Origin of the sequence: Luteimonas salinilitoris (genome assembly GCF_041300785.1) — a bacterium.
GTDB classification, from domain to species: domain Bacteria; phylum Pseudomonadota; class Gammaproteobacteria; order Xanthomonadales; family Xanthomonadaceae; genus Luteimonas; species Luteimonas salinilitoris.
The window spans coordinates 1-24415 of the sequence record NZ_JBFWIB010000021.1 but is presented as its reverse complement, the minus strand read 5'-3'; the positions used below and the strand labels follow the sequence as shown (position 1 = coordinate 24415).

At 69.4% G+C, this 24415-nt stretch carries 20 protein-coding genes; 12 read left to right on the top strand and 8 right to left on the bottom strand.

The window, feature by feature from the left end; all coding sequences use genetic code 11:
- Nucleotides 1-527 precede the first annotated feature (527 nt).
- Entirely contained in the window at nt 528-899 is a 372-nt protein-coding gene (locus AB5T46_RS18910; protein WP_370565653.1) for a YciI family protein, read from the top strand.
- On the opposite strand, the gene AB5T46_RS18905 is transcribed toward AB5T46_RS18910, so the two are convergent.
- Nucleotides 874-1137, bottom strand: a complete 264-nt coding sequence (locus tag AB5T46_RS18905; protein ID WP_370565652.1) for a PepSY domain-containing protein — start codon at nt 1135-1137, stop codon at nt 874-876. The two genes, AB5T46_RS18910 and AB5T46_RS18905, sit on opposite strands and share 26 nt — an antisense overlap.
- Nucleotides 1138-1267: 130 nt before the next feature.
- Here AB5T46_RS18905 and AB5T46_RS18900 point away from each other — a divergent pair, with 130 nt between their 5' ends.
- Both AB5T46_RS18900 and AB5T46_RS18895 read left to right on the top strand, forming a co-directional pair.
- On the top strand, nt 1268-1552 hold the full coding sequence (locus AB5T46_RS18900; RefSeq protein ID WP_370565651.1) for a ribbon-helix-helix domain-containing protein: 285 nt from the start codon (nt 1268-1270) through the stop codon (nt 1550-1552).
- Nucleotides 1549-1869, top strand: coding sequence for a type II toxin-antitoxin system RelE/ParE family toxin (locus tag AB5T46_RS18895; protein ID WP_370565650.1), 321 nt, complete (start codon nt 1549-1551; stop codon nt 1867-1869). The genes AB5T46_RS18900 and AB5T46_RS18895 overlap by 4 nt, the downstream gene beginning before the upstream one ends.
- Nucleotides 1870-1970: 101 nt before the next feature.
- On the opposite strand, the gene AB5T46_RS18890 is transcribed toward AB5T46_RS18895, so the two are convergent.
- Nucleotides 1971-3245 (bottom strand): PepSY-associated TM helix domain-containing protein, encoded by a 1275-nt coding sequence (locus tag AB5T46_RS18890; protein WP_370565649.1) that lies wholly within the window; start codon nt 3243-3245, stop codon nt 1971-1973.
- A 171-nt stretch (nt 3246-3416) separates the two neighbouring features.
- Nucleotides 3417-5573, bottom strand: a complete 2157-nt coding sequence (locus AB5T46_RS18885) for a TonB-dependent siderophore receptor (RefSeq protein WP_370565648.1) — start codon at nt 5571-5573, stop codon at nt 3417-3419.
- A gap of 467 nt (nt 5574-6040) precedes the next feature.
- Between AB5T46_RS18885 and AB5T46_RS18880 the strand changes: the two genes are divergently transcribed.
- Nucleotides 6041-9484: a hybrid sensor histidine kinase/response regulator gene (locus tag AB5T46_RS18880; RefSeq protein WP_370565647.1), complete on the top strand. Its 3444-nt coding sequence runs from the start codon at nt 6041-6043 to the stop codon at nt 9482-9484.
- A 31-nt stretch (nt 9485-9515) separates the two neighbouring features.
- On the opposite strand, the gene AB5T46_RS18875 is transcribed toward AB5T46_RS18880, so the two are convergent.
- Nucleotides 9516-10178 carry a response regulator gene (locus AB5T46_RS18875; protein ID WP_370565646.1) on the bottom strand — a complete coding sequence of 221 codons (663 nt, stop codon included), beginning with the start codon at nt 10176-10178 and terminating at the stop codon, nt 9516-9518.
- A 134-nt stretch (nt 10179-10312) separates the two neighbouring features.
- On the opposite strand from AB5T46_RS18875, the gene AB5T46_RS18870 reads away from it, so the two are divergent.
- Nucleotides 10313-10741 carry an endonuclease domain-containing protein gene (locus tag AB5T46_RS18870; protein WP_370565645.1) on the top strand — a complete coding sequence of 143 codons (429 nt, stop codon included), beginning with the start codon at nt 10313-10315 and terminating at the stop codon, nt 10739-10741.
- A 173-nt stretch (nt 10742-10914) separates the two neighbouring features.
- Here the strand turns inward: AB5T46_RS18870 and acs are convergent, their stop codons facing one another.
- On the bottom strand, nt 10915-12867 hold the full coding sequence (acs, locus tag AB5T46_RS18865; RefSeq protein WP_370565644.1) for an acetate--CoA ligase: 1953 nt from the start codon (nt 12865-12867) through the stop codon (nt 10915-10917).
- Between the two features lie 190 nt (nt 12868-13057).
- Here acs and AB5T46_RS18860 point away from each other — a divergent pair, with 190 nt between their 5' ends.
- The 4 genes from AB5T46_RS18860 to AB5T46_RS18845 all read left to right on the top strand — a co-directional run bounded on the left by AB5T46_RS18860 (nt 13058) and on the right by AB5T46_RS18845 (nt 17117).
- Nucleotides 13058-14467, top strand: a complete 1410-nt coding sequence (locus tag AB5T46_RS18860) for a DcaP family trimeric outer membrane transporter (protein WP_370565643.1) — start codon at nt 13058-13060, stop codon at nt 14465-14467.
- 46 nt (nt 14468-14513) lie between these two features.
- Nucleotides 14514-14777 (top strand): DUF4212 domain-containing protein, encoded by a 264-nt coding sequence (locus tag AB5T46_RS18855; protein WP_370565642.1) that lies wholly within the window; start codon nt 14514-14516, stop codon nt 14775-14777.
- A gap of 14 nt (nt 14778-14791) precedes the next feature.
- On the top strand, nt 14792-16639 hold the full coding sequence (locus AB5T46_RS18850) for a sodium:solute symporter family protein (RefSeq protein ID WP_370565641.1): 1848 nt from the start codon (nt 14792-14794) through the stop codon (nt 16637-16639).
- Between the two features lie 118 nt (nt 16640-16757).
- Nucleotides 16758-17117, top strand: coding sequence for a YggT family protein (locus AB5T46_RS18845; protein WP_370565640.1), 360 nt, complete (start codon nt 16758-16760; stop codon nt 17115-17117).
- 137 nt (nt 17118-17254) lie between these two features.
- Here AB5T46_RS18845 and AB5T46_RS18840 read toward each other — a convergent pair whose 3' ends face one another.
- The 3 genes from AB5T46_RS18840 to AB5T46_RS18830 all read right to left on the bottom strand — a co-directional run bounded on the left by AB5T46_RS18840 (nt 17255) and on the right by AB5T46_RS18830 (nt 19764).
- Nucleotides 17255-17941 (bottom strand): hypothetical protein, encoded by a 687-nt coding sequence (locus AB5T46_RS18840; protein ID WP_370565639.1) that lies wholly within the window; start codon nt 17939-17941, stop codon nt 17255-17257.
- Between the two features lie 219 nt (nt 17942-18160).
- Entirely contained in the window at nt 18161-18490 is a 330-nt protein-coding gene (locus tag AB5T46_RS18835; RefSeq protein WP_370565638.1) for an EF-hand domain-containing protein, read from the bottom strand.
- 65 nt (nt 18491-18555) lie between these two features.
- The gene (locus tag AB5T46_RS18830; protein WP_370565637.1) at nt 18556-19764 is read right to left on the bottom strand and encodes a DesA family fatty acid desaturase; all 1209 of its coding nucleotides are present in this window, start codon (nt 19762-19764) and stop codon (nt 18556-18558) included.
- Nucleotides 19765-19900: 136 nt separating this feature from the next.
- On the opposite strand from AB5T46_RS18830, the gene mutM reads away from it, so the two are divergent.
- From mutM to AB5T46_RS18815, 3 genes are all read left to right on the top strand, one after another.
- Nucleotides 19901-20713, top strand: a complete 813-nt coding sequence (gene mutM, locus AB5T46_RS18825; RefSeq protein WP_370565636.1) for a bifunctional DNA-formamidopyrimidine glycosylase/DNA-(apurinic or apyrimidinic site) lyase — start codon at nt 19901-19903, stop codon at nt 20711-20713.
- Nucleotides 20714-20896: 183 nt separating this feature from the next.
- Complete coding sequence (locus tag AB5T46_RS18820) at nt 20897-21469, top strand: ECF-type sigma factor (protein WP_370565635.1); 573 nt, start codon at nt 20897-20899, stop codon at nt 21467-21469.
- 83 nt (nt 21470-21552) lie between these two features.
- A complete protein-coding gene (locus tag AB5T46_RS18815; RefSeq protein WP_370565634.1) occupies nt 21553-24351 on the top strand; it encodes a protein kinase domain-containing protein in 2799 nt (932 codons plus the stop codon).
- The last annotated feature ends 64 nt before the right edge of the window (nt 24352-24415 follow it).

Sequence of the window (24415 nt, the reverse complement as noted above, 5' to 3'; positions counted from 1 at the left end):
TCCATGAAGTTGCCCGTCCACCGCAAGGCGGCGACGGGAAGTCGGGAGGTTAGAAACCGCTTAGAGTCGGCGGGCGTATTCCCCCGAAGGGTGTTGTATTAGCCGCCCTCCCGACGCAGGCATCGCGTCGGCTGTACCCGCACAACAATACGGGCACAAAAAACCCACCGGGCTTTCGGAGGTGGGGACCGCTCTAAGAGGAGTTTCTACGCTCCTTGGAATCGAGTCTGCTACTTGCATTGGGGGGTGTCAAGCAGTCAGAAAAGCGCACTCACCGACCAGGCGATCATCAACGTTCAGGCGCATTAGCACGGTCACTATTGCAGCCCGAACTCCACGAACTTTTTGTTGCGTTGCCAGCGACTCGAACTGGCCGCAAGCCACTGCAAGCCCATCGCCGACAAGTTTTCACAGCCTCGGCCCGATGCGGACAAACTGTCCAGGACTCGCTACAAACTGTTCCAGAGCACTGTCGATTGCCTATCATCAGGGCCGTGGTCCATACATTCCTGCCCAAAGGCTCTTCAATGAAATACCTCGGCTTAGCCTACTTCACTCCCGAGAAATTCGCCGCGATGACACCAGGCGACGTCAAGGAACTGGTGAGTCAATGCCCGGCATTTGACGAGAAGATGCGCGCTACCGGCAAAGTGCTGGTTTCAGCGTCGCTAGGCGATCTGGATAGCTGGAGGACGCTTCGCCCGCGCAGTGGCAAGACTTACGTTAGTGATGGGCCTTACACCGAGTCGAAGGAAGTGGTGGGCGGCCTGTTCATCATTGAGGCAGAGAGCCGTGAAGAGGCGTTGAGCATCGCATCCATGCATCCGGCTGCAAGCTTGGGCGAAGCAGGTGGATGGGTCGTCGAACTCATCCCTATCGATTTCTACCTCGCCCAATAGCGCTGCGCGCGGCGGCGAGCATGGCGCCCCAGCTGGCGCGCTCGGGGCCGGGAGCGACGCGGATCTCCGGGTACAGCAGCCAGTCGATCTCGTGCGCCAGCACCGCCAGGGTGCCGGTGAAGCAGACGAAGCCCAGGAACAGACACAGCTTGAGGCCGACCCAGCTGTGGAGGTCGAACCACAGGCGGCGGCCGCGGGGCTTGCGTTGGTCGATGGAGGCTGGCGTCGGCTGGGCCATTGGGCGGGGCACAGTCGCGCACTCTGCGTTTGCACTGAGTCGAACGGCGGCGACGACGGTGCCCTCAGGAAGCTTTGCAGTCTGGGGAAGGCGGGAGTAGGATTAAATCCTACTCCTTCTGGAGCTTGCCATGCGCTCGACTCAGCAATTCAGCATCACGCTGCCCAACGAAATGGCGGACGCCGTGAAGGCTAAGGTCGCCGCCGGCGAATACGCCACTGAAAGCGAGGTCATCCGCGACGGCCTGCGCACGCTTCTCGCGCGTGACCGCGCCATGGAGGCCTGGCTGCGCGAGCAGGTAGTGCCGGCCGCCCATGCGCTCAAGGCCGACCCTGCCCGTGCCCTGTCGGCAGACCAGGTACGCGAGCAGCTCGCGACACGGCGCAAAGGCCGCACAGGCGCGAAGAAAGCGTGAGCTGGCGCGTCCAGTTCGCGCCGGAGGCACTGGATGAGCTCGATGCGATCGAGGACTACATCGCGCATGCCGGCTCGTCGGTCGTCGCCGTCCGCTATGTCGATGCCATCGTCGCCTATTGCGAAAGTCTGTCGACCTTCCTGGAGCGTGGGATTCGAAGGGACGACTTGCTGCCCGGATTGCGTATCACCAACTATCGACGCAACGCAGTCATTGCGTTTGCGGCGGATCCGAGCGCTGAGACAGTGACCATTCTCGGCGTGTTCTACGGCGGACGAGATTACGAGGCCGTGCTGCAGGATGATCTTGGCGGCTGAGCCGGTCTGCGAGAGCAGTGGCTCGGTACATCAAGCACGACAACGATGTGCGGCCCACGGGATGCAATGCCCGGCATTTCGTCGCAGCCGGCGGCGCCACCCTACTTCAACGCCTCCAGCGGCAGCAGCGCCAGCCACACCAGCAGCAGGGCGATCCACAGCCAGCGCCAGCGTCCCATGCCCCGCCAGGCGCAGCGCCAGCTGCCCTCGGTCGCGGTGGCGCCATCCGTGGCGACGTCGCTCGCCGGGGCCGCCATCCGGCCACGGCGGGTCGCCGAGCGCAGGGCCTCGGCCGCGCGCAAGCCGTACAGGTACACGCCGGTCACGCACAGCGCGGTCAGCAGCACGCCGAACACGAACCACACCAGCTTGACCGGCAGGCCGGCGAAGTTGCCGAAGTGCAGCGGGTCGGCCATCTCGGAGATGCGCTGGTGCAGGCTCATGTGGCGGCCGTCGCGGCGGCCGGCCCAGGTGCCGTCGGCGGCGGCGAAGGCCATGGCGTTGGCACGCGGGCGCACCAGCACCGCTTCGGCCTCGCCCTCGAGCAGCAGGGTGCCGCCGGCGCCGGCGGGGCGGACGACGCGCACCACGAACGCCGGCCAGCGCGCATGCGCCTCCGCTACGGCGCGATCGACGACTGCGGCACTGGCGGGGCTCGCATCGTCTTGTGCGCTACCGGCCTGCAGTCTTGCCGGCGGCCCGGCACCGCCGCCGAGCGATTCCACCAGGTACCACCCGCCGGTGAGCGCCATCAGCGCGACGAAGCCCAGGCTCCACACGCCGGCCAGGCGATGGATGTCGCCCCACAGCCGCCGTGGGCGGTCGCCGCGCGGACGGGCGAAGAAGCCGCGCCACCAGTGCCGGTAGATGTAGAGGCTGCTGACCAGGGTAATGACGAGCGGGATCGACAGCGCCGCCACCAGCGGCACGCCGTAGAGCACCGGCAGCATCAGGTGGCGATGGGTGTTGCGCAGGAAGCGGTGGGCGTTGAACCAGTGGGTGTCGCCGGTGACATGACCGCGGTACGGATCGACCCAGACGAAGCGCAACCGGCCTTCCGGCGTGCGCGCCCGCACGCGGGCGGCGAAGCGGCTGCCTTCCGGGGCCTCGATGGCGCTGAGCTCCCAGTCCGGATGGGCGCTGTGCGCGGCGGCGAGCATGGCGCCCCAGCTGGCGCGCTCGGGTCCGGGCGCGACGCGGATCTCCGGGTGCAGCAGCCAGTCGATCTCGTGCGCCAGCACCGCCAAGGTGCCGGTGAAGCAGACGAAGCCCAGGAACAGGCACAGCTTGAGGCCGACCCAGCTGTGGAGGTCGAACCACAGGCGGCGACCGCGGGGCTTGCGTTGGTCGGTGGAGGCTGGCGTCGGCTGGGCCATTGGGCGGGGTGGTGCTTCTGGAGAAGGATTCCCTTCGAAAAGTGTTTGAAGGGGGGTGCGTTGGCTGCGCTTGTGCCGGAATGGCCGGCTTGGGGTCGGGGCTGAAGCCCCTCCTACAAAGGCGCGTGGCGGCTGTTCTGTAGGAGGAGCTTCAGCCCCGACCTCCGGAAATCAAAAGGTATAGCGGGCTTGGAGGTAGAGGCGGCGGGGTTCGCCGGGGAAGTGGCCGGTGCGCTCGATGAAGCCGCTGGCGGCGTAGACCTTGTCGAACAGGTTCTTGACGTTGGCCTGGAAGTGCCAGCCGTTCCAGTCGGTCTGCCAGCTGAGGTCGTAGACGGTATACGGCTTGACCCGCTGGCCGTCGATGCTCAGCCGCTCGTCGACGTAGTCGACGCCGAAGCCGACCGAGGACAGCAGCGCCGGCAGTTCGTAGCGCGTCCACAGGCCGAAGGTGTTCTGCGGCGCGTTGGCGAACCTGTCGCCGACCGAGTTGGTGATGCCGTTGGCGCCGGCGTCGAGCACGCGGGCGTCGTTGTAGGCGTAGGCGGCGCTCACCACCCAGCGCGCGGTAACGTCGGCCAGCACGTCGAGCTCGAAGCCCTCGCTGCGCACCAGGCCGAGCGGCGCGAGCTGGTTGACGCCGTCGATGCTCTCGCCGGTGGCCTGCAGCACGTTGCTGCGCTCGATGCGGTACAGCGCCGAGTTGAGGGTGACGCGGCCGCCGGCAAGCGCGGTCTTGAGGCCGAGCTCCCACTGCCGGCTGCGCTCGGGGTCGAACGGGCCGCCGGCCGCGGGATTCTGGTTGCCGGTGGACTGCGGCCGGAAGCCGCTGGCGACGTTGGCGTAGGCGTTGACGCCCTCGATGAGCGCATACGTGCTGCCCAGGCGCCAGCTGAGGTCGTGGCCGTCCACGCGGCCGCCGTTCACGCGGTCCTCGTCCTCGAAGCCGTCCCAGCGCAGCCCGGCCAGCAGCTGCCAGCGCTGGGTCAGTTCGACCTGGTCCTGCAGGTAGCCGCCGTAGCGGGTGCCGCGATTGCGGGTGATGCGCCAGGGATCGAAGGTGTAGTCGGCGCCGGAGGTCAGCCCGTACACCGGCGCGAACAGGTCGACGCCCGGCACGTTGCCGCCGGCGACGTCGCTGTGCGCGGTGCGGCCCTCGAAGTCGTTGTCCTCGCGATAGCCGTCGACGCCGAACAGCACGGTGTGGTCGAGGCCGCCGGCCCGCGTGCGCCAGACGCCGTTGGCGTTCGCGGCCAAGCCTTCGACATGGCGCGCCTGGTCGCGGAACTGGCGCGTCATCCATTCCGCGGTGCCGTCGCCGTCGCGGTCGATCAGGCCCCAGGGCTCGTGGTACTGCTGGCGCTCGTCGTTCTCGAACCAGCGCGCGGAGACGTCGACGTCGAGCGCGTCGGTGGGCGAAGCGGCGTAGGTGGCCAGCGCGATGCGCGCGTCCATGTCGAGGAAGTCGCTGGCCTCGTTGTGGTTCCAGCGGCGGTCGGCGAGGAAGTTGCCGTTGTCGTCGGCCGGCACGCCGCGCAGGCGGTTACCGGCCTGGTCCTGGGCGATGTCGGTGAGCTTGAGGGTGAGCGTGCCGGTGGCGCCGACGTCGAGCGCGGCGGCGACGTCGCCCATGCGCACGCGGTTGTCGGTGTTCCAGCGGAACGGGTCCTCCTCCTCGCCGTAGACGCCGACGCGATAACGCAGGCGCTCGTTGCCGGCCAGCGGGCCGGTCGACTGGAAAGAGCCGGCGACGAAGTCGTCGTTGCCCACCCGCAGCTCCACGCTGGTCTGCGGATCGCGCTGCGGCTTGCGGGTGATGTAGTTGATCACACCGCCCGGATCGCCGCCGCCGTACAGGGCGCCGGCCGGACCCTTGAGCACCTCCACGCGCTCGATGTCGAACAGCTGCGGCACCGAGAAGCCGGCGTAGGGATCGCCGCGCAGGCCGTCGTAGAGCACGTTCTCCTGGCGGAAGCCGCGCAGGGTGACGCCGGCGTAGCTGAAGAAGTTGAGGCCGCTGATGCTGCGGTACAGGTCGGTGACCTGGCGCGCGGCCTGGTCGTCGATCAGCTCGCGCGGCAGCACCTGCACCGACTGCGGCACCCATTCCAGCGGCGTCGGCGTGCGGGTGGCGGTGGTGGAGTCCTCGACCTTGTACAGAGTCTGCGCGCGGCCGACGACCTGCACCGCGTCCAGGTCGGTGACCGAGGCTTCCTGCGCGGAGGCGACGGTGGACAGGCACAGGACCGGTGCGAGCAGGACGGCAGGCAAGGCGGGGAGCCGGCGGATGGCGGGCGGCGGGCGCTCCGCTCTTGTTGGTAACGGCATGGGGCGATTCGTCTCGGGGCAGGAAATGCGAATCATTATCACATAATGTTGATTCTCGTTTCCTGGGCTGGATACGTTCCCTCCAAGGTTTCCGCCGCCCGAAGGCCTCCGGAGCGGAACCGCGGTGTGGCTTGTGGCAGTGGCGGGGCATTGCCGCCCCGGGCAGCCGCGACTGCGGCGGTCGGAAGCAGGTCGCGACTTCCGTCGCTCTCACAAGGGCGACCCGCAAGGACGTCCTGCAAGGGCGGGCCCGCACGAGCAGCTCGTGACGGCATCGGTGGCGCATTGCTCTGTGAGAGCGACGGAAGTCGCGACTGCGCGGCATCCGGTCGTCGCGACTTTCGTCGCTCCGACGGTCCGGGGGCAGTCGGCGGTGACCGACCTGTTCGCTCGCACAGCGGAGAGCGAACCGGCGGCGACCGCCGCACCGGCGCCGCGTACACTGATGCCGACGCTCGGGGATCGGAATGCTGTCGGACTGGGTACTGCTGCTGGTCTCGCTCGGCTATGCCGCGCTGCTGTTCGCGGTGGCGTGGTGGGGCGACCGCAACCCCATGTACACCCAGCGCCCGGGCCTGCGCCCGGTGGTCTACAGCCTGGCGCTGGCGGTGTACTGCTCGTCGTGGACCTTCTACGGCGCGGTCGGCAGCGCCGCGCGCAACGGCATCGGCTACCTGCCGATCTACCTGGGCCCGCTGCTGCTGCTGCTGTTCGGCTGGCGCATCCTCGAGCGGCTGGCGCTGATCGCGCAGTCGCAGAGCACGGTCTCGATCGCCGACTTCATCGCCGCCCGCTACGGCCGCTCGCAGCGGCTGGCGGCGATGGTGGCGCTGATCGCGCTGATCGCCGCGGTGCCGTACCTGGCGCTGCAGTACAAGGCGGTGGCGCTGAGCCTGCAGGTGCTGAGCGACGGCCCGGCCGCCACCAGCACCTTGGGCGATCCGGCGCTGTACACGGCGCTGATGATGGCGCTGTTCGCGATCCTGTTCGGCACCCGCCAGGTGGACGCCACCGAGCACCGCCCCGGCATGATGCTGGCGATCGCACTGGAGTCGCTGGTCAAGCTGATGGCATTGATCGCGGTCGGCGTGTTCGCGATCTTCTGGTTCGGCGACCACGAGCTGGACCTGGTGCCCGCGACCCGCGAGTTGCTGTCGAACTCGCCGCCGGTGGGTTTCGTCGGCCAGACGCTGCTGGCGTTCACCGCGATCGTCTGTTTGCCGCGGCAGTTCCACGTCGCCGTGGTCGAGTGCATCGACGTCTCGGACATCCGCCGCGCGCGCTGGATGTTCGGCACCTACCTGGTGCTGATCTGCCTGATGGTGCTGCCGATCGCCAGCGCCGGCATCGCTCTGTTCGACGACGGCGCGGCGATGGCCGACACCTACGTGCTGGCACTGCCGCTGGCGGAACACCGCGATGCGCTGGCGCTGTTCGCCTACATCGGCGGCTTTTCCGCGGCGACCGGCATGGTGATCGTGGCCAGCGTGGCGCTGGCGACCATGGTCAGCAACGACCTGGTGATGCCGCTGCTGCTGCGCCGCGGCTGGGCGCAGCGCCACGGCGGCGACGTCGCCTCGACCGTGCTGTGGATCCGGCGCGTGGCGATCGTCGGCTTCGCCGCGCTGGCCTACGGCTACTACCGCGCCAGCAACACCGAGACCACGCTGGCGGCGTTCGGGCTGATGGCGTTCGCGGCGGTGGCGCAGTTCGCGCCGGCGCTGATCGGCGGCCTGTACTGGCGCGGCGCCAGCCGCCAGGGCGCCGAGGCCGGCCTGCTGATCGGATTCATGGTCTGGGCCTACACCCTGCTGCTGCCGACGCTGACCGACGCCGGCTGGTTCGGGCCGGGATGGGTCGAGCACGGGCTGTTCGGGATCGGTTGGCTGCGGCCGCGGCAGCTGTTCGGCCTGGAAGGCTGGGACCCGCTGACCCACGGCACGTTCTGGTCGCTGCTGCTCAACACCGGCGCGCTGCTGCTGGTCTCGGTGCGCTGGCGCCCGAGCCTGGACGAACGCCTGCGCGCCGCGCCCTTCCTCAATCCCTACACCGCGCGCCGCACATTGGCCGGCAGCGACTGGCGCGCCGGCCTGCACGTCGCCGACCTGCTGGCGCTGGCGCGGCGCATCGTCGGCGTGCGCAACGCGCAGCGCGCCTTCGACGAACAGGCGCAGGCGCTGGGCCAGGAACTGCAGCCGCACACGCCGGCCGACCGCGCCTGGGTGCAGTTCACCGAACGCCTGCTGGCCTCGGCGATCGGCGCCGCCTCGGCGCGGCTGGTGCTGACCAGCACCCTGCGCGGCTCCGGCATGGACCTGGCCGAGGTGGTGGCGGTGCTGGACGAGGCCGGGCAGGAACTGCGCTTCAACCGCGAGATCCTCTCCACCACCCTGGAGAACATCGACCAGGGCGTGAGCGTGGTCGATCCCGACATGCGCCTGGTGGCCTGGAACCGGCGCTACCAGGAGCTGTTCGGCTATCCCGACGGCATGCTGTTCGTCGGCCGGCCGGTGGCCGACCTGATCCGCTACAACGCCGATCGCGGCGAACTGGGCGCGCTGTCGGAGGACGGCATCGAGGCCGAGATCGACAAGCGCATCGGCCACATGCGCGCCGGCTCGGCGCACGTGTCCGAACGCATCCTCGGCAGCGGCCTGGTGATCGAGGTGCGCGGCCAGCCGCTGCCCGGCGGCGGCTACGTCACCAGCTACAGCGACGTCACCGAGCACAAGCGGGTGGAGCGCGCGCTGCGCGAGATCAACGAGACCCTGGAGCAGCGGGTGACCGTGCGCACCCGCGAGGCCGAGGCCGCGCAGCAGTCGCGCACCCGCTTCCTGGCCGCGCTCAGCCACGACGTGCTGCAGCCGCTCAACGCCGCACGGCTGTTCGCCTCGGCGCTGCGCGAGAGCGGCGAGTCGGACGAGCAGCAGCGCCTGGCCGAGCGCGTCGACACCTCGCTGCGCGCCGCCGAGGAACTGCTCGACGGCCTGCTCGACGTCTCGCGCCTGGACGCCGGCGCGCTGCAGCCGGAGTGGAGCGACTTCGACGCCGGAGAACTGCTGCGCCAGCTGGCCGCGCAATACGCACCGATGGCCGCCACGCGCGGGGTCTCGCTGCGCCTGTACGCCCAGTCGCTGCCGGTGCACAGCGACCGCCGGCTGCTGCGCCGGGTGCTGCAGAACTTCCTCGCCAACGCCATGCGCTACACCCGCGAGGGACGCATCGTGCTGGCCGCGCGTCCGCACGGCGGCGAGGTGGCGCTGCAGGTCTGGGATACCGGCCCCGGCATTCCCGAGCACCACATGCGCCAGATCTACGACGAGTTCCACCGCTACCAGCAGCCGTTCGACTGGGACGAGCGCGGCCTCGGCCTCGGCCTGTCGATCTGCCAGCGCGTCTCGCGCCTGCTCCAGCACCGGCTCGACGCGCGCTCGAGGATCGGCCGCGGCAGCATGTTCTCGATCCTCGTACCGCGCGCCGAGAACGCACCGGCGGAGGCGCCGAAACCGCCGCTCGACCTCGCCGATTCGCTGATCGGCCTGCGCGTGCTGTGCGTCGACAACGACCCGGACATCCTCGCCGGCATGGTGGCGCTGCTGCGACGCTGGCGGATCGAGCCGTTCTGCGCGACCACCGTCGACGAAGCGCTGGCGCAAATGGCGGCGCAGCCGGACGTGCTGCTGGTGGACTACCACCTGCACGACCGCCTCGACGGCCTGGACACGCTCGATGCGCTGCGCGTCCTGGCGCCGGATATCCCCGGCGCGCTGCTGACCGCCGACGGCAGCGACGCCCTCAAGCAGGCCGCGCGCCGGCGCGGCTATCGCGTGCTGACCAAGCCGGTGAAGCCGGCCTCGCTGCGCGCGTTCCTGGCGGCCCAGCAGCGCCCGGCGACGACGCAGGGCGGCTGATTGCGGATCGTCACCGCCGGCAGGCCCGGCCCTACGGCCCCGACGGCGCCTCGGCCGTGGCCGGATCGATCGCCAGCCGGCCCGCGATCAGTACCGCCTGGGTGCGGTTGGAGGCGCCGAGCTTGCGCAGGATCGCGCTCATGTGCGCCTTGACGGTGGCCTCGGACACGTTCAACTCGTAGCCGATCTGCTTGTTGAGCATGCCGACGCCGAGCATCTGCAACACACGGAACTGCTGCGGGGTGAGTTCGCGCACGCGCGCGGCGACATCGTGCTCGGCCTCGCTGGCCGCCGGCGCCGCATAGGCCGCCGGGGGGGCCCAGCGGTCGCCGTCGAGCACGTGCCGCAGCGCCTCGGCCAGGGTCTTGGCATCGGCCGACTTCGGGATGAAACCCATCGCGCCATGATCGAGCGCGCGCCGCATCACGCCGGCCTCCTCGCGCGCGGACACGATCACCACCGGCAATTGCGGATGCTGCGCGCGCAGGTGCACCAGCGCGCTGAAGCCCTGCGCGCCGGGCATGTTGAGGTCGAGCAGCAGCAGGTCGGCATCGGGATCGGCCTCGACCAGCGCGTACAGCGCATCGGTGCTGTCGGCCTCGCGCAGCACCGCCTGCGGCAGCAGCCGCGCCACCACGCCGCGAAGCGCCTCGCGGAACAGCGGGTGGTCGTCGGCGATCAGCAGGGTAGGCATGGTGCGGCTGCGCGGTGAAGAGCAAATCCCCCCTGCCCCCCTTTTTCAAAGGGGGGAAGAGCTGGCAGCGGCTGTATCGTCGGGACCGCGGATATAGGGGTTTCGGAAGGATCGCCTACGGCAGTTCGCGGCGAATGCTTACCGCAACCATTGCCTTTCCCCCCTTTGAAAAAGGGGGGCAGGGGGGATTTACTCCCGCCATGCTGCCCTATGCCCGCCATTTGAAACCCTATGCACGCAGGCTGCGCAGCGCGATGACCGATGCCGAACAGCGGCTGTGGCATCGCGTCCGCCGCCGGCAGATCGCGGGGGTGCAGTTCTACCGACAGAAGCCGCTGGGGCCGTACATCGTGGACTTCCATGCGCCGGCGGCTCGGCTGGTGGTCGAGATCGACGGCGGGCAGCATTTCGCCGCTGATGGCCTGCGGGCCGACGCCGAGCGCGATGCTGCGCTGACGCGAATGGGATTGCAGGTGCTGCGCTTCGACGATCGGCAGGTGCTGCGGGAAACGGACGCGGTGGTAGAGGAAATCTGGCGGGCGATCGATGGCGGCCGTGGCTGAGGGGAAAAGCAAATCCCCCCTGCCCCCCTTTTTCAAAGGGGGGGGTGCTTCGTTCGGCATCGGTGCAAACGGGGAACTTGCCGGCTCAGCCAGACGATCGACACGCCAACTGTTGCTTTTCCCCCCTTTGAAAAAGGGGGGCAGGGGGGATTTGCTCTCAGCAACCGCAGCGGTCACGGTACCCGCCGGTCCTTCACCAGCGACTCGACCACCGACGGGTCCGCCAGGGTGCTGGTGTCGCCGAGCTGGTCGGGCGCGTCCTCGGCGATCTTGCGCAGGATCCGGCGCATGATCTTGCCCGAGCGCGTCTTCGGCAGGCCCGGCGCCCATTGCAGGTGGTCGGGCGAGGCGATCGGCCCGATCTCGCTGCGCACGTGCGCGACCAGTTCCTTGCGCAGGTCCTCGCCGCCCTGCTCGCCGGCGACCAGGGTGACGTAGGCGTAGATCCCCTGGCCCTTGACGTCGTGCGGGAACCCGACCACCGCGGCCTCGGCGACCTTCGGGTGCGAGACCAGCGCGCTCTCGACCTCGGCGGTGCCGATGCGATGGCCGCTGACGTTGATCACGTCGTCGACGCGGCCGGTGATCCAGTAGTAGCCGTCGGCGTCGCGGCGGCAGCCGTCGCCGGTGAAGTAGGTGCCGGGATAGGTCTTGAAATAGGTGTCGATGAAGCGCTGGTGGTCGCCGTACACGGTGCGCATCTGCCCCGGCCACGAATCCAGGATCACCAGGTTGCCCTCGGCCTCGCCTTCCAGCACCTTGCCGTCGGTGCCGACGATCGCCGGGCGCACGCCGAAGAACGGCAGCGTCGCCGAGCCCGGCTTGAGGTCGGTGGCGCCCGGCAGCGGGGTGATCATGTGGCCGCCGGTCTCGGTCTGCCACCAGGTGTCGACCACCGGGCAGCGGCCGTCGCCGACGACATCGAAGTACCAGCGCCAGGCCTCGGGATTGATCGGTTCGCCGACGGTGCCGAGGATGCGCAGCGAGGAGCGGTCGGTCTTCTTCACCGGCGCGTCGCCCTCGCGCATCAACGCGCGGATCGCGGTGGGCGCGGTGTAGAACAGGGTGACCTGGTGGCGGTCGACCACCTGCCAGAAGCGCGAGTTGTCCGGGTAGTTCGGCACGCCCTCGAACATCAGCGCGGTGGCGCCGTTGGCGAGCGGCCCGTAGACGATGTAGCTGTGCCCGGTGACCCAGCCGACATCGGCGGTGCACCAGAAGATGTCGTCCTCCCTGAGGTCGAACGCGCACGCGTGGGTGTAGCTGGCGAACACCAGGTAGCCGCCGGTCGTGTGCAGCACGCCCTTCGGCTTGCCGGTCGAGCCGGAGGTGTAGAGGATGAACAGCGGATCCTCGGCGTTCATGCGCTCGGGCTCGCAGGTCGCCGGCTGGTCGTCGACCACGGCGTCGTACCACCGGTCGCGCGGCATCTGCATCTCCACGGCGCCGCCGGTATGGCGCACGACGAGCACCGTCTCCACGCTGTTGGTGCCGGGCAGCTTCAGGGCGGCGTCGACGTTGGCCTTGAGCGGGATCTTCTTGCCGCCGCGCACGCCCTCGTCGGCGGTGATGATCAGCTTGCTGCCGCAGTCGGCGACGCGGTCGGCGATCGAGTTGGGCGAGAAGCCGCCGAACACCACCGAGTGGATCGCGCCGATGCGGGCGCAGGCCAGCATCGCCACCGTGGCCTCGACAATCATCGGCAGGTACAAGGTGACGCGGTCGCCCTTCTTCACGCCGAGGTTGCGCAGCGCATTGGCCAGGCGGCAGACGCGGGCGTGCAGTTCGCGGTAGCTGACGTGCTGCGGTTCGACGGCCGGATCGTCCGCCTCCCAGATCAGCGCGGTCTTGTCGCCGCGGGCCTCGAGATGGCGGTCGAGGCAGTTGACGCTGGCGTTGAGCTCGCCGTCGGCGTACCAGCGGATGCGGAAATCCTCCAGGTCGAAGCTGACGTCGCGCACCTGGGTGGGCTTGCGTGCCCAGTGCAGGCGTTCGGCGACCTTGCCCCAGAACGCGTCCGGGTCGCGCAGCGATTCGGCATACAGGCGCGCATAGTCGTCCTTGCCGATCGTGGCGGCGGCGGCGATGCCCTCCGGCACCGGATAGAGGGTCTGGCTGCTGGACATGGCGGCTCCCGAATCGGCGGTTCGACGACAAGTGTGCCGCATCCGTTGCGGTCGGACCTTAGACCTTCGTCTAAGACTTTCGCGTGCGCATTCGACCAATGGTGAATTGGCGCCCCCTCCGCCAGCGCGCAGGCTCAGGCACGAGTGGGCCTCTGCTCGCGGCCCGCGTCCAGTCCTCGGGAGGGGAATCATGAATCGACACGTCGCAGCGAAGGCGCGGCCGCGGGTGCTCGCGGTCGCGCTGCTGGCCGCCCTGGCCGCGCCCGGTCTCGCGTTCGCGCAGACCGCCAAGGAACAGGAACTCGAGGCACGGATCGCGCAACTCGAGGCGCAGGTCCAGGCCCTGCTGTCGCAGCAGCAGCAACAGCAGTCGCAGATCTCCGAGACGCAGACGCAGGTCACCGAGGTCCGCACCGCACAGGCGCAGGCACCGGCGGCGCCCGCCGACGGCAAGCCGGGCATCCAGCGTACCCAGATCAACAGCGCCGGCAATCCGGGGACCCGCTTCAGCTACGGCGGCTTCATCAAGCTCGACGCCAGCGTCACCAGCACCAACGACGGCGATCTCGCCGACGGCTCGGTGGGCCGGCTGTTCTACGTGCCCAAGACGATCCCGGTCGGCGGCGGCGCCACCGCCGAGGGCGGCGCGGACACCGATTTCGGCGCCAACTTCTCGCGCTTCTGGTTCGCTTCCGATACCGATCTGGACAGCGGCGACAAGCTGCGCAGCTACCTGGAGTTCGACCTGTTCGGAGGCGGCAGCACCGCATTCACCGGCAACGAGGTCTCGACCAACACCTACGCGCTGACCCTGCGCCAGGCCTACGTGACCTGGAACAACTGGCTGGCCGGCCAGGCCTGGACCAACTTCCAGGACACCGCCGCCCTGCCCGACGCGGTCGACTTCCTCGGCCCCACCGAGGGCACCGTGTTCGTGCGCCAGGCGCAGATCCGCTACACCAACGGCCCGTGGTCGTTCTCGATCGAGAACCCGCAGACGGTGCTCACGCCGTTCCAGGGCAACATGGCGCAGATCTCCGGCGACGACGGCGCCATGCCCGACGTCACCGCGCGCTACAACACCACCGGCGACTGGGGGCACTTCAGCGTCGCCGGCCTGGCGCGGCAGCTGAAATACCAGGACGGCGCCGCCGGCATCAGCGAGACCGGCACCGGCTTCGGCGTCAGCGTCTCGGGCAAGTTCAACGTCGGCGCCAGCGACGACATCCGCTACATGGTCACCGCCGGCGACGGCATCGGCCGCTATGTCGGCCTGGCGCTCAACAACGACGCGGTGCTCGAGGCCGACGGCAGCCTCGACAACATCGGCGTGCTGGCCGGCTTCGTCGGCTGGCGGCACGTGTTCAATCCGAAGCTGCGCGGCAACATCTTCTACTCGCGCGCCGAGTACGACAACGACACCGACCTGACCGGGCTCGGCATCACCCGGTCGGCGCAGTCGGCGCACGCCAACCTGATCTACACCCCGCTGCCCAAGCTCGACGTCGGCGCCGAGCTGATCTGGGGCCAGCGCGAGATCGAGAGCGGCGACCGCGGCGAGATCAACCGCCTGCAGACCCACGTCAGGTACAGCTTCTAATCCCGCCATCCAACACCGATCGACCCACTCGAGGGGGGTACCTCACATGACATTCGACAGAGTCGAACACTGGCGCCGGACACGCAACCTGATGGCGCTGCATCTGACCATCTGGTTCGTTTTCGCCTTCCTGGTCCACTGGTTCGCGGTGCCGTTGAACGAGGCGAGCTTCTTCGGCTGGCCGCTGGGCTACTACTTCGCCGCACAGGGCTCGCTGATCGTCTTCGTGATCCAGCTGTTCGTCTTCAATTGGCAGCAGCACAGGATCGACCTCGCCTACGGCGCCCACGAAGACGAAGAACTGGAATAAGAGGAGTCCGACCAATGGGTATGCAATGGGAAGGTAAATCCTTCACGCAGAACCTGCCGAAGATCTACGGGATCTATACCGGCGGGTTCCTGCTCTTTTTCCTCCTGATGGCCTTCATGGAAAAGCTGGGCATGGGCCCCGGCGCCATCGGCATCATGTTCATGATCTTCACGGTCGCCATCTACGCGTTCATCGGCATCCTCTCGCGCACCATGGCGGTGGATGCCTATTACGTGGCGGGCCGGAGCGTGCCGCCGGTGTTCAACGGCATGGCCACGGCGGCCGACTGGATGTCGGGCGCCTCCTTCGTGGCGATGGCCGGCGGCGTGTTCATGTCCGGCTATGGCTACATGGCCTTCATCGTGGGCTGGACCGGCGGCTACATCCTGGTCGCCACGCTGATGGCACCCTACCTGCGCAAGTTCGGCTGCTACACGGTGCCCGACTTCATCGGCACCCGCTACGGCGGCAAGCTGACCCGCTTCTGCGCCATCGTGGTGCTGATCGTGGCCTCGTTCACCTACGTGACCGCGCAGATCACCGCCAGCGGCACCATCGCCTCGCGCGCCCTGCTGATCCCGTTCGAGGCCGGCGTGTGGATCGGCCTGGCCGGTATCCTGGTGTGCTCGATGCTCGGCGGCATGCGCGCGGTGACCTGGACCCAGGTGGCCCAGTACATCGTGCTGATCATCGCCTACCTGACCCCGATCGTCTGGATGTCGGGCGTGCAGGGCTTCGGCTGGCTGCCGCAGTTCCAGTACGGCCCGGCGGTGGAACGGATCATGGAACTGGAACCGCTGATCGGCGTGGGCACGGCCGCGACCGAGTCCGTGGAGGGCCTGTCGGTGCTGACCACCCTGCACGCCACGCCCAACGCGGGCGCCCTGGCGGCCTGGAAGTTCGTCACCCTGGTGGCCTGCATGATGATCGGCACGGCCTCGTTGCCGCACATCCTGATGCGCTACTTCACCACCCCGACGGTGCGTGCGGCGCGCAACTCGGTGGCGTGGTCGCTGTTCTTCATCTTCCTGCTCTACTTCTCGGCCCCGGCCCTGGCGACCTTCAGCAAGCTCTCGCTGATCGATCCGACACTCGCCACGTCCATCATCGGCCGGTCGATCGAGCAGGTGTCCTCGCTGGAGTGGGTGCAGCGCTGGGGCGAGATCGGGCTGCTGGCGATCCGCGACTCCAACGGCGACGGCATCCTGCAGATCAACGAGTTCTTCCTGAATCCGGACATCATCGTGCTGGCCACGCCGGAGTTCGCGGGCCTGCCCTACGTCATCTCCGGCCTGGTGGCCGCAGGCGGCCTGGCGGCGGCGATGTCCACCGCCGACGGCCTGCTGCTGGCCATGGCCAACGCCCTGTCGCACGACCTGTACTACAAGATCATCGATCCGAAGGCCGAAACCCGGAGGCGCCTGCTGACCTCCCGCATCCTGCTGCTGGTCATCGGCGCGGTCGGTGCGCTGGTGGCGAGCCTCAAGCTGACCGGCATCCTCGGCGCGGTGGCCTGGGCGTTCTGCTTCGCGATGTCGGGGCTGTTCTGGCCGCTGGTGCTGGGCGTGTGGTGGAAACGCGCCAACCGGCAGGGCGCCGTCGCCGGCATGGTGGTGGGCCTGTTCACCGGCTGGTGGTACCTGCTGGCGGTGCGCAACCCCGATGCCTGGTTCGGCCTGTCGCAGCCCTGGCTCGGCTTGGACGACATCCGCTTCGGCATCGTCGGGTTCACGGCCAGCTTCATCGCCATGGTGGTGGTGACGCTGATGTTCCCGGCTCCGGACGAGGAGATCCAGCGCATGGTGGACGATGTGCGCGTCCCGCGCGGCGACACCGTCATCTCCAGCAAGAAGACCGGTTGATCCCCGCGCGCTGATGGGAAGCGACACCCGGTGCCGGGACGAGGCGACTCGCCCCGGCACTCGGGCTTCATGAGATGATCAGGTCGCCGTTCCGGGGCAACGGGGTTCGGAGTTTTCGATGGTCACAGGGGTACCCATTTACGCGATCGTGCTCGACTACGTCCTGGGCATGGTCATGTGGACGCTGATCGGCCGCTTCGGCATGCAGCTGTTCCTGCGCGAAGACAGCAATTTCTTCTTCAGCCGCTTCTTCATTCGCGTCACCGACCCGCTGCTCAGGCTGTTCAAGCCCATCACCCCGGGCTTTCTTATCAAGCCGATGGTGCCGCTTTATGTCGCCTGGTTCTTCTTCATGGCCCGCTTCTACGTGATGCCCTGGCTGCTGGGCTATTCGGTGATGGGCATGCTGTCCTTCCCGCTGGAGGGGCAGATCGCACAGGGTGTGTATCACCTGGGAAACCTGCTGCTGGGACGCTAGACAGCATTCGAATCCCCCGCACGAGTGTTCGCGGCCTGCCGGATCGCACTTCCGGGCCTCGTGGGGAACGTTGCGCCGCGCCGCCCGTTTCGACTCGTTTCCCGCTCTCCACCACCGACTCCGCGCCCGCCCGCGGCTCAGTCCGATCCGTCGGCGAACCGCGCGATCGCCCCGGCGTCCAGGTACTGGCGCAGCTCGCGGCGGACTTCCTGCCAGTGGTAGCGCACCGAGTTGCGCACGATCTCCTCGTCCAGCGCCATGAAGCTCTTCACCACCGGTGCCCAGCGCACCAGCGCTGCCGGGCTCTCGTGGAAGCAGCCGTCGCCGTCCTCCACGCCATGCCAGTGGGTGAGCGCGACGCGCGCGCGTACCCGACCGGCATGCGCGGGAAACTCCGCGTCCGCCTCGGCGGGCACTCCGGTTTCGTCCAGGGTCCGGTCCAGCAGCGAGAGCATGAGGTCGCGGATGCGTTCGGCCGGAAGGTCGGTTCGCTGCGCCAGCAGGCCGCCGGCATAGACGCCGATGTCCGACAGGCAGGCGAGCCACATGTGCCATTTGGCGATGTTGACGGAGACCAGGAGTTCGTCGCTTTCGAACAGCTGCGGGTAGCGCTGCCCGGCGCGGGTGCGCAGGTAGCCGTAGAGGCTGGTCTGGGCGATGAAGCTGGCGCGCGAGGACAGGAAGGCACGCAACGCCTCCGGGGTCTCGACCGGCTCGCGACGGACCTTGCCGCCGATGCCGAGGTACTCCCGGCACTGGGCGAACAGCTCCCCGACGCTGGCCTGGATCCTCTCTGCAAGGCTGTGGCTGTGGCTGTGGTTCATCGGGGGCGGGCGGGTCGCGATCGTCGGAAACCGCACTTTGACCCATGCGGTCACTGGCGGGCAATCCGACATTGGTCCCTCCGACGGGATCGCGCGGCCGCGCCGTCGCCGGATCTGGGGCGGCAGGCCACCAAGCGCACCCGAGTGACTTCGGGTCTCCCGCAACAGCCCCCGGAACGCGGCAAGCCCCGCGCGGTCGCCGCGAGCGGAACCGGTACCTCAGCGCGGCGGCGCGGCAAGTTCCCTGGCATCCAGGAAACCATCGCGATTGAGATCCTGGCGGTTGAAGCGATCGGTCAGGCGTGCCCGGTATTCGGCGCGGTTGATCGGCTTGCCCTTGCCTCCCGGCTGCTCGTCCGCGGTCAGAACGCCGTCGCCGTTGCGATCCATCCCGTCGAAGGCGTAGCTCATCCAGTCCAGGTACTCGGCCAGCGACACGCGGCCGTCGCCGTCGCCGTCCATGCGCGCGAGGTATTCCCCGGTTTCGGTGACCTGCGCCCGGAGCGTCGGCACCGCCGCCGCGACGACCGAAGCGACGAGCACCGACACGAAAAAGCCCGGCCGTCGCCGGCCGGGCTCGTCGATCTCTCGCAGCGGCGGAATCCCGCCCGGGCTCACGCCCGCGCGGTCTGCAGCGAATAGCCCTTCAGCCGCGCCGAGTACTCCTGCAGTGCGCGGATGCCGCTGGCCTCGGCCTCGTGGCACCAGGCCTGCAGCTGGCGCAGGCGCTCGCTGGCGTCCTGGCTGCGCGCCTCCAGCAGCGCGGTCAGGCGCGCGCGGTATTCGATCAGGGTGTGGATCCGCGGACGCTGCTCGACCCACTGCTGCAGCTCCTGGCGCGCTTCCGGCTCGAGCCAGCGGCCGTCGTCGACCAGGCCCTTGCGCAGCTTGCGCGGCAGCAGCGCACGCAGCTTCTCGCCGGCGGCCCGTGCCTCCTCGCGCAGCGCCGGCTTGATCACCTTGCGCTGGTAGTCGGTCATCGCCTGGAAACGGTGCGCCAGCAGCGCGCGCATGGTGTCGGTATCGGGCACGTTGATGTTCGGTCGCACGTCGAGCGACGGCGCCACCCGCAGCACCTTCGCCAGGCCGAGCTTCTCCAGGCCCTTGATGGTCGCCCAGCCGATGTCGAACTCCCAGCGGCGCAACGCGAACTTGGCCGAGCTCGGGAAGGCGTGATGGTTGTTGTGCAGCTCCTCGCCGCCGATCCATACGCCCCACGGGGTCAGGTTGGTCGCGGTGTCGGTGGTCTCGAAGTTGCGGTAGCCCCACCAGTGGCCCAGGCCGTTGACCACGCCGGCGGCCCAGAACGGGATCCACGCCATCTGCAGCGCCCACACCGCCACGCCGGCGAAACCGAACAGCGCGAACATGACGAACAGCAGCAGGGTCGGCCCGAGGGTCGCGTGCGGGGTGTAGACGTGGCGCTCGATCCAGTCGTCGGGGCAGCCCTTGCCGTACTGCTCGATGTCGCCGCGCTGCGCGCGCGCCTCGCGGTACAGCTCCACGCCGCGCCAGAACACCGTCGAGATGCCCTTGAACTGCGGGCTGTGCGGATCGTCTTCGGTCTCGCACTTGGCGTGGTGCTTGCGATGGATGGCCACCCACTCGCGGGTGATCATCGAGGTGGTCAGCCAGGTCCAGAAGCGGAACACGTGCGCGAGCAGCGGATGGAAATCGACGCCGCGGTGCGCCTGGCTGCGGTGCAGGTACAGGGTGACCGACAGGATCGTCAGCTGGGTGGCGACCAGGAAGAGCAACGCGAGGGGCCAGAAGCCGAACTGCAGCAGGCCACCGGCAAGAAAATCGAGCAGGGGAGCGGGCATTGGGGAGATCAAAAGCGGTGAGTCCGGTCATGATGGGGCGTGGGATGGGCGAATGCCATCCCTGCGCGACCGTACGGAGCCCTGCGTCGTTCAGCTGACGCTTGCCGTGGCCGGGAAATGCCGCCACTTTCGCGACATGCCTGAACTCCCTGAAGTCGAGACCACCCGGCGCGGCCTCGCCCCGCACCTGGAAGGACGCCGGATCCGGTCGGTGCTGCTGCGCCGCCCCGACCTGCGCTGGCCGATCCCGGACGACATCGCGGCGCAACTGCCGGGCCGCCGCATCGAAGCGGTGCGCCGGCGCGCGAAATACCTGCTGCTCGACACCGATGCCGGCAGCGCGCTGCTGCACCTGGGCATGTCCGGCAACCTGCGGGTGCTGCCGGCCGCCACGCCGGCACAGGCGCATGACCACGTCGATTTCGTACTCGCCGGGAACCGCGTGCTGCGCTTCAACGACCCGCGGCGCTTCGGCTGCCTGCTGTGGCAGCCGGCCGGCCAGACGCATCCGCTGCTGCAGGGCCTCGGCCCGGAACCGCTGTCGGACGCCTTCGACGGCGATGCGCTGTTCGCGCGCAGCCGCGGCCGCAAGGCGTCGGTGAAATCGTTCCTGATGGACCAGCGGGTGGTGGTCGGCGTCGGCAACATCTACGCCGCCGAAGCGCTGTTCGCGGCCGGCATCTCGCCGCTGCGGCCGGCGGGACGGGTGTCGCGCGCGCGCTACCGCGGGCTCGCCGATGCGGTGAAGGCGATCCTGGAGGACGCGATCGGCCGCGGCGGCACCACCCTGCGCGACTTCCTGAGTCCCGACGGCGCGCCCGGCTACTTCGAGCAGGACCTGGCCGCCTACGGCCGCGGCGGCGCGCCATGCCGTCGTTGCGGCCGCGCGCTGCGGCACGCTCCGATCGGCCAGCGCGCCACCGTATGGTGCGGCCACTGCCAAAAATAGCGGTGCATCCCGGGCCTCGGCCCGTCAATCCACCGCATGGCCATACGCCCGACATCGGCATAGGGTGGGCCTCGGCCCACCACATGGCCGGGCACGGACCGTCCGCTCCCACAGGCCACTCCCACGGACTGCCGGGAGCCGCCACTGCAGGTATATAGTGACCGCCTGTCGCGGGGGAAGGCGATGGCGGACACCGCCGACATCACACAATGGCTGAACGCGGCGCGCGAAGGCGACCGCGGCGCGCTCGATCGGGTGCTGTCCACGCTCTACCAGGAACTGCACGCGATGGCGCGACGCCAGCTGGCCGGCCAGTACGGCCAGACCCTGGACGCGACCGCGCTGGTGCACGAGGCCTACCTGAAGCTGATCGGCGGCAACGGCGCACGCTTCGAGGACCGCGCGCACTTCTTCGCCTACGCCGCCTCGGCCATGCGCAGCGTGGTGGTCGACTATGCGCGCCAGCGCCTGGCGCGCAAGCGCGGCGGCGACCAGCACCGCGTGACCGACCTGCCCGAGGACCTCGCCGGCGGGCTGCGCCTGGACGAGGAGATGTTGGGGCTCGACACGGCATTGACCCAGCTGCACAAGGCCGACGCCCGCCTGGCACGGGTGGTCGAACTGCGCTATTTCGCCGGCCTGTCGGAACTGGAGATCGCCGATCTGCTGCGGCGTTCCGAACGCAGCATCCGCCGCGACTGGCAGAAGGCGCGGATGTTCCTGCTGGCGGCGCTCCAGGATGAACCGGCACCCTGAAACCACCATGCGGGCCGCCCGGCGGCAGGGGCCGGGACGCGGCCGCCGCGGCCTGCACGACGACATGGCTCCCTGAGAACGCCATGGACCCGGAACGCTGGCACAGACTGTCGCCGCTGCTCGACGCCCTGCTCGAACTGACGCCGGACGAACGTGCCGCCAGCCTCGCCTCGACGCGCGAGGAAGACCCCGAGCTGGCAGCCGACCTCGAGCAGTTGCTCTCGCTGCAGCAGGCGCACGGGGACTTCCTCGAGACGCCGCTGGTGGCGCCGTTGCCCGGGGCGCGCCCGGGCAGCGAGGTCGGTCCCTACCGCCTGGAGCGGCTGCTCGGGGAGGGCGGCATGGGCCAGGTCTGGCTGGCCAGCCGCGCCGATGGCCTCTACCAGCGCCGGGTCGCGCTGAAGCTGCTGCGGCCGGGCCTCGCCGATCCCAACCTGCGGCTGCGCTTCACCCGCGAGCGCGAGATCCTCGCCCGCCTCGAGCATGCCCACATCGCGCGACTGCTCGACGCCGGGATCAGCGCCGACAACCAGCCGTACCTGGCGCTGGACTACGTCGACGGCGAGCCGATCACCGACTGGTGCGTCGCGCGCGCGCTCGACCTGCGTTCGCGCCTGCGCCTGTTCCTGCAGGTCTGCGACGCGGTCAGCCACGCCCATGCCAACCTGATCGTGCACCGCGACCTCAAGCCGTCCAACATCCTGGTCACGCCGCTGGACGAGGTGCGGCTGCTCGACTTCGGCATCGCCAAGCTGCTCGACAGTGCCGAACTGCCGGAACAGACGCGGACCGGCGTGCGCACCTTCACCCTGCACTACGCCGCGCCCGAGCAGATCCGCGGCGAACCGGTCACCACCGTCACCGACGTCTACTCCCTCGGCGTGGTGCTGTACGAGCTGCTGACCGACGCCAAGCCGTACGAACCCGAGCGGCATAGCGACGCGCAATGGGAACAGGCGATCCTCGATACCGATCCGGCCAAACCGTCGTCGCTGCTGCTGCGTCGCGCCGATGCCGGGTCCGCCGACTCGGCCGCCCTGCGCCGGCGCGCGCGCGCGATCGCCGGCGACCTCGACAACATCGTGCTCAAGGCGCTGGCCAAGCGCTACGAGCAGCGTTATCCATCGGTCGAGGCGCTGGCCCTGGACCTGCAACGCCACCTGGACGGCAAACCGGTGCTGGCGCGGCCGCAGCGCATGGCCTACCGCCTCCGCAAGTACCTGCGCCGGCACCGCTGGGCGCTGTCGACCGCGGCCCTGGTGACGGCGGTGCTGTCGACCGCACTCGGCCTGGTCGCCTGGCAGGCGCGGCTTTCGCTGCAGGAGGCGGCGCGTGCACAGGCGATGCAGGATTTCATCATCGGCCTGTTCCAGAACGCCGGCAGCCTGCCCGACGGCGCGCCGCTGGACGTGCGCCAGCTGCTGGCCGCGGGCGTGGAGCGCGGCGACATCGAACTGGCCCGGCAGCCGCTGGCGCGCGCGGAATTGCTCGGCGTGATCGCACGCCTGCGGACGGGACTGGGCGATCACCCGCAGGCGCTGGCACTGTTGCAGAGGCAATCGGCGCTCCTCGCCACGCTCGACCGCTCCCCCGCCAGCCTGCGGCTGGAGGCGGCCAGCGATCTCGGCCATGTGCTGCGACAGCTGCAGCGGCCCGGGAACTGCGTCGCCGCCATGCAGCCGTTGCACCCGCTGGCACGGCGGCAGGAACGACGGCTGCCGCTGCAGGTCGCCGGATTCTATTCCCAGCTCGGCCGCTGCCATCGCGCGCTGGGCGAGCGCGAACCTGCCGGCGTCCTGTTCCGGCGCGCGCTCGCGCTGCGCCAGGGTCCGCTCGACAGCCGCTCCGGCATCGCCGAGAGCCTGGCCGACCTGGCGGGACTGCACGCCGACGCCGGCAACCGCGTCGAGGCCCTGCGCGAGCTGCGCGCGGCACTGGCGCAGCTGCGCGACAGCGTCGGCGAGCGTCATCCGCTGGCGATCGAGATGCTGCGCGACGTCTGCGCGCTCGAGCGCCACGAGCGTGGACTGGAGGCGGCCGAACACGAGTGCGCCCATGCCGTATCGCTGGCGGTGGCGCTGCACGGGGCGCAACACCACGTCACCATCGATGGCCGGCGGCAGCTGGCCGCGATCCACGCCGAACAGGGGCACTACGCCGAAGCCGACGCCGAATACCGCGGCCTGCTGGCCTGGCAGGTGGCGCGCCTCGGGCCCAATCACGGCGACGTGGCGCAGACCTACCGCCACCTGGCCTTGATCGCCTGGGAACGCGGCGAGGCGCCGCAGGCGTTGCGCGACCTGCGCCGTGCGGCGGCGATCTGGCGCAACGACGGCGATCGCCCGCGGCTCGGAAGCGTGCTGTGCGAGCAGGCCATGGTGCTGCACGGCAGCGGCGACTCCGTCGCCGCGCAGCCACTGCTGGAGGAAGCGCTGCAGCTGCCGCGGCAGGCCCCGCCGCAGGCGCAACCTTGCGATGCGATGCGCCTGGCCGGCGATGTCGACGCCGCGCTCGGCAATACCGGGCGCGCCCGCGAACGCCTGCGCCTGGCGGTCTCCACGAACGCCGGAAGCCGGGATGGCGCCGCGGCGCGTGCCGAACTGGCGCTGGCGGCGTTGGAGGCGCGGCATGGCGATGCGCAGGCACTGCAGCAGCTCGAGCGCCTGGGCGCGCCGACGCAGACCGATCCGGCCACGCGCGACGTGGCCTGGCTGGCCCGCGGCCATGTCGCGGCCCTGGGCTGCGACGGGCCGCGACGTGCGCAGGCGCTGGCCACGTTGCGCGGGCTCGACGAGGAGATCCACCGGGCCCTGCCCGAGGGCGGCAGCGCGCTGCGCGAAGTCCGTTCCCTGCGGCGCGCCTGCGACGCCTCCGGGAGATGACGCGGCCTAGGGCCTGTTAACGCTTCCCGAGCAGGTCGCGCCGGGCCTGAGGGTGTGCGGGGCA

What these genes read in the sequence shown, in the direction of transcription:
- AB5T46_RS18910 (WP_370565653.1), top strand. Translation starts at nt 528, where the DNA reads ATGAAATACCTCGGCTTAGCCTACTTCACTCCCGAGAAATTCGCCGCG.
- AB5T46_RS18905 (WP_370565652.1), bottom strand. Translation starts at nt 1,137, where the DNA reads ATGGCCCAGCCGACGCCAGCCTCCATCGACCAACGCAAGCCCCGCGGC.
- AB5T46_RS18900 (WP_370565651.1), top strand. Translation starts at nt 1,268, where the DNA reads ATGCGCTCGACTCAGCAATTCAGCATCACGCTGCCCAACGAAATGGCG.
- AB5T46_RS18890 (WP_370565649.1), bottom strand. Translation starts at nt 3,245, where the DNA reads ATGGCCCAGCCGACGCCAGCCTCCACCGACCAACGCAAGCCCCGCGGT.
- AB5T46_RS18885 (WP_370565648.1), bottom strand. Translation starts at nt 5,573, where the DNA reads ATGCCGTTACCAACAAGAGCGGAGCGCCCGCCGCCCGCCATCCGCCGG.
- AB5T46_RS18880 (WP_370565647.1), top strand. Translation starts at nt 6,041, where the DNA reads ATGCTGTCGGACTGGGTACTGCTGCTGGTCTCGCTCGGCTATGCCGCG.
- AB5T46_RS18875 (WP_370565646.1), bottom strand. Translation starts at nt 10,178, where the DNA reads ATGCCTACCCTGCTGATCGCCGACGACCACCCGCTGTTCCGCGAGGCG.
- AB5T46_RS18870 (WP_370565645.1), top strand. Translation starts at nt 10,313, where the DNA reads ATGCTTACCGCAACCATTGCCTTTCCCCCCTTTGAAAAAGGGGGGCAG.
- acs (WP_370565644.1), bottom strand. Translation starts at nt 12,867, where the DNA reads ATGTCCAGCAGCCAGACCCTCTATCCGGTGCCGGAGGGCATCGCCGCC.
- AB5T46_RS18860 (WP_370565643.1), top strand. Translation starts at nt 13,058, where the DNA reads ATGAATCGACACGTCGCAGCGAAGGCGCGGCCGCGGGTGCTCGCGGTC.
- AB5T46_RS18855 (WP_370565642.1), top strand. Translation starts at nt 14,514, where the DNA reads ATGACATTCGACAGAGTCGAACACTGGCGCCGGACACGCAACCTGATG.
- AB5T46_RS18850 (WP_370565641.1), top strand. Translation starts at nt 14,792, where the DNA reads ATGGGTATGCAATGGGAAGGTAAATCCTTCACGCAGAACCTGCCGAAG.
- AB5T46_RS18845 (WP_370565640.1), top strand. Translation starts at nt 16,758, where the DNA reads ATGGTCACAGGGGTACCCATTTACGCGATCGTGCTCGACTACGTCCTG.
- AB5T46_RS18840 (WP_370565639.1), bottom strand. Translation starts at nt 17,941, where the DNA reads ATGAACCACAGCCACAGCCACAGCCTTGCAGAGAGGATCCAGGCCAGC.
- AB5T46_RS18830 (WP_370565637.1), bottom strand. Translation starts at nt 19,764, where the DNA reads ATGCCCGCTCCCCTGCTCGATTTTCTTGCCGGTGGCCTGCTGCAGTTC.
- mutM (WP_370565636.1), top strand. Translation starts at nt 19,901, where the DNA reads ATGCCTGAACTCCCTGAAGTCGAGACCACCCGGCGCGGCCTCGCCCCG.
- AB5T46_RS18820 (WP_370565635.1), top strand. Translation starts at nt 20,897, where the DNA reads ATGGCGGACACCGCCGACATCACACAATGGCTGAACGCGGCGCGCGAA.
- AB5T46_RS18815 (WP_370565634.1), top strand. Translation starts at nt 21,553, where the DNA reads ATGGACCCGGAACGCTGGCACAGACTGTCGCCGCTGCTCGACGCCCTG.